This window comes from Pseudoflavonifractor capillosus (genome assembly GCF_016899775.1).
In the GTDB taxonomy this organism is placed as follows: Bacteria; Bacillota; Clostridia; order Oscillospirales; family Oscillospiraceae; genus Lawsonibacter.
On sequence record NZ_JACJJE010000080.1, the window covers coordinates 1 to 10021 of the forward strand.

At 60.6% G+C, this 10021-nt stretch carries 10 protein-coding genes; 3 read left to right on the plus strand and 7 right to left on the minus strand.

All coding sequences use genetic code 11. The features are described 5' to 3' along the window. Positions 1 to 185: 185 nt before the first annotated feature. Together H6B31_RS15360 and H6B31_RS15365 are read right to left on the minus strand one after the other, a co-directional pair. The gene (locus tag H6B31_RS15360) at positions 186 to 953 is read right to left on the minus strand and encodes a polysaccharide deacetylase family protein (protein ID WP_204899306.1); all 768 of its coding nucleotides are present in this window, start codon (positions 951 to 953) and stop codon (positions 186 to 188) included. Positions 954 to 1104: 151 nt separating this feature from the next. Beyond that, positions 1105 to 1941 (minus strand): polysaccharide deacetylase family protein, encoded by an 837-nt coding sequence (locus tag H6B31_RS15365; protein WP_243419096.1) that lies wholly within the window; start codon positions 1939 to 1941, stop codon positions 1105 to 1107. A 197-nt stretch (positions 1942 to 2138) separates the two neighbouring features. Between H6B31_RS15365 and H6B31_RS15370 the strand changes: the two genes are divergently transcribed. Continuing rightward, positions 2139 to 2603: a hypothetical protein gene (locus H6B31_RS15370; protein WP_204899307.1), complete on the plus strand. Its 465-nt coding sequence runs from the start codon at positions 2139 to 2141 to the stop codon at positions 2601 to 2603. Then, positions 2600 to 3367, plus strand: a complete 768-nt coding sequence (locus H6B31_RS15375; RefSeq protein WP_204899308.1) for a hypothetical protein — start codon at positions 2600 to 2602, stop codon at positions 3365 to 3367. The genes H6B31_RS15370 and H6B31_RS15375 overlap by 4 nt, the downstream gene beginning before the upstream one ends. Positions 3368 to 3497: 130 nt before the next feature. Here H6B31_RS15375 and H6B31_RS15380 read toward each other — a convergent pair whose 3' ends face one another. From H6B31_RS15380 to H6B31_RS15390, 3 genes are all read right to left on the minus strand, one after another. Beyond that, the gene (locus H6B31_RS15380; protein ID WP_204899309.1) at positions 3498 to 4157 is read right to left on the minus strand and encodes a VanZ family protein; all 660 of its coding nucleotides are present in this window, start codon (positions 4155 to 4157) and stop codon (positions 3498 to 3500) included. A gap of 29 nt (positions 4158 to 4186) precedes the next feature. Next, on the minus strand, positions 4187 to 4651 hold the full coding sequence (locus H6B31_RS15385) for a helix-turn-helix domain-containing protein (RefSeq protein WP_204899310.1): 465 nt from the start codon (positions 4649 to 4651) through the stop codon (positions 4187 to 4189). Positions 4652 to 4747: 96 nt separating this feature from the next. Next, complete coding sequence (locus H6B31_RS15390; RefSeq protein ID WP_204899311.1) at positions 4748 to 5833, minus strand: DUF3048 domain-containing protein; 1086 nt, start codon at positions 5831 to 5833, stop codon at positions 4748 to 4750. Here H6B31_RS15390 and H6B31_RS15395 point away from each other — a divergent pair. Beyond that, positions 5826 to 6146 (plus strand): hypothetical protein, encoded by a 321-nt coding sequence (locus tag H6B31_RS15395; RefSeq protein ID WP_204899312.1) that lies wholly within the window; start codon positions 5826 to 5828, stop codon positions 6144 to 6146. The genes H6B31_RS15390 and H6B31_RS15395 overlap by 8 nt on opposite strands. Before the next feature lie 831 nt (positions 6147 to 6977). On the opposite strand, the gene murE is transcribed toward H6B31_RS15395, so the two are convergent. Together murE and H6B31_RS15405 are read right to left on the minus strand one after the other, a co-directional pair. Beyond that, positions 6978 to 9125: a UDP-N-acetylmuramyl-tripeptide synthetase gene (murE, locus tag H6B31_RS15400; RefSeq protein ID WP_204899313.1), complete on the minus strand. Its 2148-nt coding sequence runs from the start codon at positions 9123 to 9125 to the stop codon at positions 6978 to 6980. A 28-nt stretch (positions 9126 to 9153) separates the two neighbouring features. Next, positions 9154 to 10021: YwqG family protein (locus H6B31_RS15405; RefSeq protein WP_204899314.1), on the minus strand; the 868-nt coding region annotated here is incomplete at its 5' end.

The following is a 10021-nucleotide window of genomic DNA, read 5'->3' on the forward strand; positions in this document are numbered from 1 at the left end:
GACCTGGTCCAGTTCAGCGACCTGACCCGGGCCCACTGGGGCTACTTCCAGATCATGGAGGCCACCAACGCCCACGACTACACCAAGTCCAACGGAACCGAGAGCTGGCGCTGAGCCGCTCCGACCGCTTCCGCCAAGACGCGCACAGCCCGTCTCCCCATCCGGGGAGGCGGGCTCTTTTTCCGCTACGCCGGACACTGCCGGCCCGTGTGATCGATGGTGTAGTCGGTGTTGTACTCCCCGCCCAGAATCAGCTGGGAGATGGGCACAAGGGTATAGCCCTCCTGAATCAGCGTCTCCAGAATGGACGGCAGGGCCTCCGGCGTGTGAAGCGCCGCGTTGTGGAAGAGCACAATGGACCCGGGCTGCACCTTGCCCGTCACCCGCTGGACGATCTCCTCCGCCGGAATCTCCTTCCAGTCCAGACTGTCCACGTCCCACTGGATGGGCTCCATGCCGGTGGACCGCACCGCCCGGACGGCGTTGTCGTCGTAGTCCCCGTAGGGGAGGCGGACCAGGGTGGGCCGCACGCCGGTGATGGCCTCGATCTTGTCGTTGCAGGCGTTCAGGTCGGCCACGATCTCCTCCACCGACAGCTGGGGATAGTGGGCGTGGGTGTTGGAGTGGTTCATCACCTCATGCCCCGCGTCGTGGAGGGCCTTCACCGACTCAGGGTATTTGTCCGCCCAGTCCCCCACCACGAAGAAGGTGGCTTTTACCTGGTAGCGGTCCAGGATGTCAATGAGCTGCTGGGTGTCCTCGTTGCCCCAGGCCGCGTCAAAGCTGACCGAGGCCAGCTTCTGGTCCCGCTGGACGCAGTAGATGGGCAGCTGCCGCTGGGAAGCCGAGGCGTCCACGGCGGCGGGGTAGTTGATCACATAAAACATCAGGCAGACAGCGGCGGCGCAAGCAGCCAGAGACAGGGCCCTTCGGCGGATCAGGAATGTTTTCATGGTATTTCGCCTCCCAAAAATACGCATTGGTCAGCACCAATATATGCCCCCGCCGGGCGGGGCATGCCCCTCCAGCGCCTGGGAAACACCGGCGCCCGGAAGCCACGCTTCCGGGCGCTGTCTCACTCCGATTCAAAAGGGATGCGGCCCTCTATTTCCGCCCTGAGCGGTAAATCACCCCGTCCTGGGCCTCGATCCCGTTCCGGGCCAGCAGGTCCTCCACGGTGACAAAGCAGTAGCCCTTCCCCAGCAGGGCATCCACGATCTGCACCGCCGCGTCCACCGAGCTGCTGTACAGGTCGTGCATGAGGATGATGTCCCCGTCCTGGACGTGCTCCACCACCCCGGCCACGATCCGCCCCACGTCCTGGTCCTTCCAGTCCTCCGGGTCCACCGACCACAGGACGATGGGGCTGTCCGCCCACTGCCGGGCGGCCTCGTCTGTGATCCCATAGGGGGGCCGGAGCCAGAACTCCCCCTCGCCCAGGATGTCCAGCAGCAGGCTGCGGGTCTTGCCCACCTGCAGGTCGAAGTCCTCCCGTGACAGGCCGGTGACCTCCACGTGGTCGTAGGTGTGCACCCCGATCTGGTGGCCCTCCGCCGCCATCCGCCGCACCAGATCCTCGTTGTCCGGGATGCGGTGGCCCAGGAGGAAGAAGGTGGCGGGCACCTCCCGCAGGGCCAGCTCGTCCAGCAGCCGCCCGGTGGTGGAGGAGCGCGGCCCGTCGTCAAAGGTGAGGGCCACCACCGGCATATCGGTCTCCTCCAGCTCCGCCTCCACCTGGGCTGGGGCGGAGGCGGGGGAGGCCGTCTCCGGCACGGAGGCCGGCACCGCCAGCATAAAGCACACCACCAACAAGACCCAGCTCACCCAGGGCGCTCCGCTGTCCCGCACCTGTTCCACCCCCGCCCATCGTTCGTTTCCATTCGTCAGTATGTGACAGCAGAGAAGTTTTGTTTCGGTGAAATTTTTGTCAATAGCCGGCATCTTCCCCTCCTAAAAATAGGGCTTTTGCAGGCAAGCACTTCCCTCGTGGAAGCTGAATGGAAAGTTCTGACCGGCAATGATAAATCAAGGTCGGGTGAGCTTACAAATAATCTCTTATCTAGAAAATACTGTTGACATCACGCTGAATTTTTGTTAAGAATACAACAGCACAGCTTAAAGGAGGCGTTCAAAACACCATGATCCGTAAAATTTCAGCATTATTGTTGAGTGGTGGAGTGACGCCGCTTTTGGGAGTCGGGATATATTTACTTCAGCTTCAGGTCAATCCCCGCGGGATTTATGTCTATCTACTGGTCCAATGCCTAATCTCTTTCGTGTTTTTAGCATATTTCTTTGGCATGGGATATTTGTGTTCGAAAACCCGTCCGATCCGTGCAATCAAACTATGGTTTTTCCTGATTCCGTTCAGTATTACCTTTATCAGCTTTGTTCACAAACTTTGGTTTTCTTCCAATATCCCCGCTGCGGTCGTATTATCCGGCATCGAAGTCCCATTCCATTATCTGCTGACTTATTTGTATTATTTCGCAGGGCCGTACTATCCGGCCGCCTCATTTTTTCCCATTCTCATTTGCTTTTTCTCGTTTCACCTCGGTGAAACACTTTGGAAGGAACAGTTGAAAAGGAGAACCAAGATATGAACAAACGGGCCAAGAAAACCCTTTTCTCCCTTCTTACCGCCGTATTTTGTTTTGCCATAGCGATACCGTCCATTTTTGCCGTCCCTTCCCAGAGCGTATCTCCCGAAGTGTTTTCTGCTTACGAAATAGAAGCCGGCCTTGTGCCTGAAACCTCTGCGAATCAGGCAACTGACGAGGAAAAGACAACCAATTCAGACATTGTTTGTGTCATGCGCATTTACTCTGACCCTGGCATTGTGTCGCTTTCGCCCCAGATCAGTATGGACTTTGGGCATTCTTTTTTAACCTTCCTCAATGTCTCTTCCTCCGACATCACCGTCGGCCGGCAAACGGTTGCCCCCAATCAAATGATCAGTGTGGGGAAATTTGGAAATCTTACGGATTCTGCAGATGGCTTCAAAGGTGTCTTTTACAATATTGAATCCCATCGGAGCCAGGCACTCGGTTGGTATGCGACGGGCCGAAGCATTTTTATGGATTTAACTGCATCGGAATTAAATACCATATCGGACTGCATTAAGCAGATGCAGTCCGGCTATATAGAAGTGGGAAATAACTGCGCTACGTTTGCGGGCCTAGTGTGGAATTCGATCCTGCCATCCGATCACGCAAAGTATATCGACCATGTGGGAACGCCGTCTCTGATTTATCAGGATATGGAAGGCATCGGCGGCTACTATACCGGCAACGGACTCATTCAAGCGGATGACACGCGGTGCTGTTACATCGGTTCTGTTCGTATGATCTGTGAGGATAAGTATTAAACAAATTAAGGGGAGATGGTGAAAACCATCTCCCCTTAATTTACCGTCACCTGGACGGAATTGCTGACAATGTCCACATAGGACGGCCCCACCCCCAGCCGGGCGGGCGGACCGTCGAAGGAGATTTCCGCTATTCCACGATTCTGCTGCATAACTTGACCAAGTTCGGGAAAAACGCCCGGAGAAGGACAAACAGCAGGTATCCGAGAAACCCTCCCAGCAGATTGCAGATCAGATCATCCACGTCGAAGCTGCGGCCCAGGAAGGGCTGAACGATTTCGATGACCAGGGTTGTGAGCAGGGCCAGCTTCATGACTCGAAACAGTGTACTCCGTTTGAGAACAAATGGGACCAGAAACCCAAAGGGAAGAAACATCAGAATATTTCCGCCAAGCATCGTGCGAACCCAACTCCCTAGTGTCAAGTCTCCGACTATCCACTGGTACAGCGAGGGAACAAAGTGAAACGACCAGGTAAAAAGCGGGCCTGACCCAGCGCCCGGGTCATACCACCCCAGAATGGCCATGTGCCACAAATAGCTCCAAAACCGAGGCGGGACCCATACCAGGGCAAACAGTCCGGCAAAATAGCAGACGAGCAGTGTTTTCACGACCTCATTTCCGATCCTGTAGGAGGTGATGTTTCCTCTCTTGATCCGAAGGAAGCGGATGAGGGAATCAATCAAGCCGACCAGCAGAACAAAGGGAATCACCTGGATAACTTGTCCGGGGATCGTGGTGAAAAGAAAGTAGCTGAAATCTGGAGAATCCGTGAAAAGTGTCTGGAACAAGGTAACCTCCTAAATCCTTTTTCCTGAATTTATACTGTCCCATCTTCAAGAACGAGATCTGAAACAGAATCCTGTTCCATTTCATACAGCGAAACCGAATGATCCTGTTCAAGACTTGCCTGATGCGGGCCAAAACAATACAGCGCTGCAAAAAGAAAAAGAAGTAGAAAGAAAACCAGAATCAAAACGGAGAGCTTCCGCGCAGAAAAAGCAGCATAGTGAGCCACAGGTGCATATACCTCAGAGGAAGCCGGGAAACTGCGCTCTGTTTCCTTACTTGCACGATCTTCTATTGGGTTGTGATCGCCGAGCAGTTCGGCAAGGGTGATCCCATACAGTTGACTCAACCGAATCAAATTGTCGGTGGAAAGGACAGAGGAGCCGACTTCCCATTTCGATACCGCCTGTCGGGAAACTCCCAATGCCTCGGCCAATTCCATCTGCGTAAACGAATGCGCTTTCCGCATCTGGGAGAGCCGTTCACATAATTTCATTCGATTCACCTCGGAGTTTATTGTATGTTTCTCTCCCTGTAAACCAAAACCGGCTTGCAAAAGCGCAACTATCGGTTGCCTTCCTTATTTTTTCCCTCATTCCACCGTCACCTGGGCGGAATTGCTGACGATATTCACATAGGAGGGGCCCACCCCCAGCCGGACCGGCTGGCCGTCGGGGGTGAGGTAGGTCATGGGGGCGCTGTCCCGGGCCTTGGACCAGGTGATCTCCTGCACCGTGCCGTCGCAGAAAAGCAGGCCGCTGCCCGTGCCGGTGGTGCGCACCTTCAGCCGCCCGGCCTCGTCCCCGGGCACGTTGGACACGTCGGTGCGCAGGACCAGGACGTTTTTCACCTGGACCTGCCCGTCCGTGTTGCCGTCCACATAGGGGCTGCCGTACTCCTCCACGGCGTACATGCCGGTCTCTGAGTCGTAGGTGAACACCCCGGTTTTGTAAGTAGAGAAGGTGACGGACACCTTGGTCCCCGGGTCCCCCTGGGCGGTCTGCCCCTCGTCCAGGAACTGGACGGGGTAGGAGAAGCCCTCCTTGTGCTCCATGCGGTATCCGTAGGTAGGCAGCAGCTCCGAGATGGTGTCCCCGGAGGTGAGCACGCTGTGCTCCAGCCCCATATTCCGCCGCCGCTCCTTGTCCCGCCAGAACAGGGTGCCCTCGTAGGGGCCGTTGACGCAGTCAAAGGCGGCCGCTCCCCAGTTTTTGATGGCCAGGTAGGCGCTGGGGCTCCCGCCCGCGTGGAGGAACAGGGCGTCGTGGCCCAGGGCCAGTGACACATAGTAGTCCCGGGCGGAGCGCACCGAGCCGATGTCTCCCACCCCCTCCACCGATTGAAACACCGCCAGCATACGGGTGATGCCCCCCTCGGCGGGGGCCTCGTAGATGATGTCCGCCTGGGACACCCCCAGCTGGGGCAGGGCCTTTTTCAGGTTGTTGAGCATCACGGCCACCGGCCGGTCCTGGGCCACGTCCTCCCAGCAGCCCTCCCCGGTGAGGGGATTGATGTAGGGGGGCTCCGGTTCGGGCTCCGGTTCCGGCTCAGGGGCCAGAACGGAGACGGAGGGCTCCTCCGGGACCTGGGGGGGCTCCTCCTTGGGGGCGCAGGCACAGAGAGCGGCCGCCAGAACGGCGGTCAGTAAGAGAGCGGGGAGACGGGGTTTTATGGCCATCGTGATTCCTCCCTTTTGGTTCTGGGGGCTCTTGTCAATCGCGGGGGTTTCGCCCTGCGGGGCGAGTGACTTTTTGGACGCCCAAAAAGTCACCAAAAAAGCGCTAGGGGGCGGGCGCAATCGGCGGTTCGGCAAAGCCTCCCGCCTCCATGCCGCCCGTCCCCTAGACCCCCCATTACGAGGGGTTATCCCTTGGGATGGGCAAAAAATTTCCGGCGCGCAAAATCTGAGTGGCTTTCCGCAATTTTTTCCGGCCCACTGGGGCCTGGTATTCCAAAAATTGAGGCTGGTGCGGCTCCACCGCCGCGCCTGACTCTGCCGAGCCAACGCTCCCGGTTTGTTTCTTGTGTAGGGGCGACCGCAAGGGTCGCCCGTAAGCCTTCCCCTTTAGGGGAAGGTGCCGAGCGAAGCGAGGCGGATGAGGGGAACGGTCCCGGTTATAAGAGCGGTTCGTTCAAACCGTAGGGGCGGCACATCTGGGCCGCCCGGGAACGGCCCGATGGGGGCATCGGGCCCTACAAAAGATCAAACGCACCTTCGGATCGCCGTAGGGGCGGGTGTCCTCACCCGCCCGCCGGTCCCCTGAGCCAAACTTAAGCCCCACCCACTCAAAAGGCGCGCCTTCCACCGATAGAAGCAACACCCAAAGGTTACCGGACCCTCAGCGGCAGCGGTAATAGAAGGTCAACCAGTCAGCTGAGCCACCCGCGCCTTTGCGCTGACTGCCAAGGTCGCCTAATTGGCGGCCCCCGTAAAAAGGGGGTCCGGGGGCCGACTCCCCTTGTCAAGGGGCCGATTCCCCCTGTCAGGGGGAAATGGCCGAAGGCCAAAAGGGGTAGGGATGATGGCCGAAGGCCAGAGGGGATAGGGAATGCGAATATGAGCGCGAAGCGCTCATTCTGAGCCGTCCCCCGGCGATCCTTTGGTGACTTTCCCATCGCTGGGAAAGTCACTCGCCGCCCGCAGGCGGCGAAACCTCCCTGCGAGAAACGAAACCGCTCTATGATCGTCCCCTCATCCGTCTGGCCTGGCGGCCAGCCACCTTCCCCCCGAGGGGGAAGGCTTTTGGAGGGGGCGCCCCCATCCGCCCCAGGGGGAAGGCGAAAAAGAGGAGAGCGGCGAAATCCCTCTACTACTAGAAAAATTACGGCGTCACAGAGACCCCCATCACCCGCTGCCCCAGGGCCTCCAGGAGCAGCACATGCTCCTCTCCGGCGGGCAGGAGGACGTTTTTCTTCACGCCCCCCTCGGCCCCCCGGCAGGCCAGCTTCAGCGCGTCGGCGGTGGGCTTGGGCAGGGCCCCCTCTTTCAGCAGCTCGTCCGCCTTGACCAGGTTCATGTGGAGCAGCTCCACCTGCCGGTCCTCCCCCAGGGCCAGGGAGGGCTCGCCGTCCACAAAGAGGACCAGGCGGTCGGCCTTCATGGCCTGGGCCACCGCCACCGCCTCCTCGCCGCTGCCGGTGAGGACGGGCAGAAAGCCCCCGGCCAGCAGGGTGTCCAGCACCTTGGGCCGCACGTTGATGCCCGTGTCCGTGTGCTTCAGGAGGCCGCCGTCTCCGGCGGACAGGGCCACTCCGGAGCCGGACAGGGCGGGGGGCAGCTCGCCCCCCTGGGGGCGCACCAGCACTACCCGGGCCCCCGCCCGGGCCAGGGCGGGCCCGTCCAGCAGGGCGGAGAGCCCCTCCGGCGGGGCGTAGACCACCCAGGTCTCCCCCTGGCGCTCCTCCAGGGCGGGCAGGACGGACAGAGCGGCCTTGGCGGGGGAGGCGGGGTCCAGCCGGTGGATCAGGTCGTACTCCTGGAGGAAGGCCTGTACATACTCTACGTCGGTGGGGGTGTCGATATACTCGATGCCCCGCTTTTGGCGGGTCTCCCGACCCTTGCCGGTAAGCAGGAGGATAGAGGGGCCCGAACTGTCCAGCACCGCCCGGCGGATGGCCTCCCCCCGGTTGGGGATGATCTGGACGGGACAGCCCTCCTTTTCCACGTTGGGGGCGATCTCCCGGCAGATGGCCAGGGTGTCCTCCTCGCCGCTGTCCTCCTCAGTGAGGTAGACCCGGTCGCACCACTGCCCGGCGGCCTCTCCCAGGTCGTGGCGGCGGTCGAAGGCCTTCTTGCCGGGGCAGCCGAAGACGATGGCCATATTCCGGCCGGGGTACTCCTCCCGCACCGAGCGAAACAGGGTCTCGAAGGACAGGCGGTTGTGGGCGTAGTCCACAATGGCCTGGACGCTGCCGTCGGCGTTGGAGAACACCTCCATCCGCCCGGGCACCCGGGCCCGCACCAGGCCGTCGTACACCGCCCAGTCGGGGATGTGCAGGGCCTCGCACACGGCGATGACCCCCAGGGCGTTCTCCACGTTGAACAGCCCGGGCATGGTCAGCCGGAACTCCCGCTCATAGGAGAGTGTGCGCACCTGGAACACGGTCTGGCCGTCCTCTTTGCGCACCGAACTGGCGTACACATCCGCCTGGGGATTCTTTTGGGAGAAGGTGATCACCGGCTTCCCGGCGGCCTGGGCGGCGGCGAGCACCTCGGGGGCGTGGTCGCAGTCCAGGTTGACGCAGTTCACCTGGGCCTGGTCAAAAATTTTCAGCTTGGAGGCGAAGTAGTCCTGAAAGTCCGGGTGCTCGATGGGGGAGATGTGGTCGTAGCCGATGTTGAGAAAACAGGCGGCGGCAAATTCGGTACACAGGGAGCGGTGGTACTTCAGCGCCTGGCTGGACACCTCCATGGTCAGGTACTCCAGCCCCGCCTGTGCCGCGTGGGCCAGGTGCCGCTGGAGGTCCAGGGGCTCCGGGGTAGTTAGGTGGGACTCAAACCGCTCCGCCCCGTCGTAGGTGTCGATGGAGGAGATCACCCCCGTCTCCCCCTTGCCCTGTCGGGAGCGGTACACGTCCAGCACCGACTTCAGGTAGTAGGTGGCCGAGGACTTGCCCTTGGTGCCGGTGAAACCGATTACCTTCAGCTTGCCCGAGGGGTGGTCATAGCACAAATCGGCCATAAGGGCCATGGCTCGGCGCAGGTCGGCAAGGAGGATGCAGGGCAGGGGGGAGTCCGGCCAGCGCTTTTCGCTTGCGTAGGCCACCGCCCCCCGACTCTGGGCCATGTCCAGAAACTCCGCCTTGAAGTGGGCCCCCTTGCACACAAAGAGGGTGCCGGGCACCACCGTGCGGGAGTCGCAGGACACCAGGGCGATGGGCTGCTCCCGGTCCAGGTCCCCGGGGAGGGGGGCGGCCAGCAGGCCCTCCCGCTCCAGAAGGCTGATATAGTCGTTCAGGGTATGTGCCATTGGGCGTCACCTCTTGTTTTTCGTTGATTTAACTGCAGTCCCAGTTGTACAAAATCCGGCTGAAGTCCCGGCGCAGCAGGTCCTCCCGGTTGATGAAGAAGTTCCCCACGCCGCAGTCCCCCCAGAGGACCAGGTCCTTCCGGTCCTCCGCCATATCCGAGTCCAGCTGGAACAGCAGGGTGTCGTAGGGGCCCTCCGGCTCCCGGGGGTCGTACTGGGTGAAAAAGGGATAGCCCAGCAGCCGGTGTCCGGCGGTGCTCAGCTGGTCATAGAAATAATCGCGGTCCGCCTTGTCGAAATATTGGTACTCATTTTTGTCCCCGATGTCCTCCCCGGTGACGGCCCGGACCGCCTCCCGGAACATGGCCTCAAAGCGGCAGTCCCCCGGTCCCATGTATCCCACCGTCTTTTCCGCGGTAAACACGGCCTCCTGAAACACTGGCGTGCAGCAGTCCGCCTCCACATGGGTGGGGAGGTCCAGGGCCTGGATCTGTTCCAGGGTAAGGGCCGGGTCGGGCTCCGGGTGATAGACCACCCGAAAATCCTTCTGGCTGTCCGGCTGGTCAAAATCGATCCCGAACACGTCATCCTGTCCGATGAAAAACTGCAGCAGCCCCTGGGCAGGCAGAGGGGCCTCCGTCCCCAGCTGGGCGAAATTCAGCTGGGCCAGGAGGGTCATTTTGTTGCCCTGGGAGTCGGTGGGGTAGGGCAGGGCCGGGTCCCAGTAGGGCAGGCCGCCCACCTTGCTGTCCAAGAGCCCGCAGGGCCCCTCCGGTTGGAGGGTGAGCTTCCAGCAGGGGGTCTCGGTCCGGCGCTTCACCTCGGCCACAATGGCCTTGACCTTCGCGCTGGGCTCCGGTTTGGGCTTGGGCGGGGGCTGTCTCTTATACACATCT

Excerpts from the sequence above, each read along its gene's own strand:
- H6B31_RS15360 (WP_204899306.1), bottom strand. The coding sequence starts at position 953 with ATGAAAACATTCCTGATCCGCCGAAGGGCCCTGTCTCTGGCTGCTTGC.
- H6B31_RS15365 (WP_243419096.1), bottom strand. The coding sequence starts at position 1,941 with ATGCCGGCTATTGACAAAAATTTCACCGAAACAAAACTTCTCTGCTGT.
- H6B31_RS15370 (WP_204899307.1), top strand. The coding sequence starts at position 2,139 with ATGATCCGTAAAATTTCAGCATTATTGTTGAGTGGTGGAGTGACGCCG.
- H6B31_RS15375 (WP_204899308.1), top strand. The coding sequence starts at position 2,600 with ATGAACAAACGGGCCAAGAAAACCCTTTTCTCCCTTCTTACCGCCGTA.
- H6B31_RS15385 (WP_204899310.1), bottom strand. The coding sequence starts at position 4,651 with ATGAAATTATGTGAACGGCTCTCCCAGATGCGGAAAGCGCATTCGTTT.
- H6B31_RS15395 (WP_204899312.1), top strand. The coding sequence starts at position 5,826 with ATGGCCATCGTGATTCCTCCCTTTTGGTTCTGGGGGCTCTTGTCAATC.
- H6B31_RS15390 (WP_204899311.1), bottom strand. The coding sequence starts at position 5,833 with ATGGCCATAAAACCCCGTCTCCCCGCTCTCTTACTGACCGCCGTTCTG.
- murE (WP_204899313.1), bottom strand. The coding sequence starts at position 9,125 with ATGGCACATACCCTGAACGACTATATCAGCCTTCTGGAGCGGGAGGGC.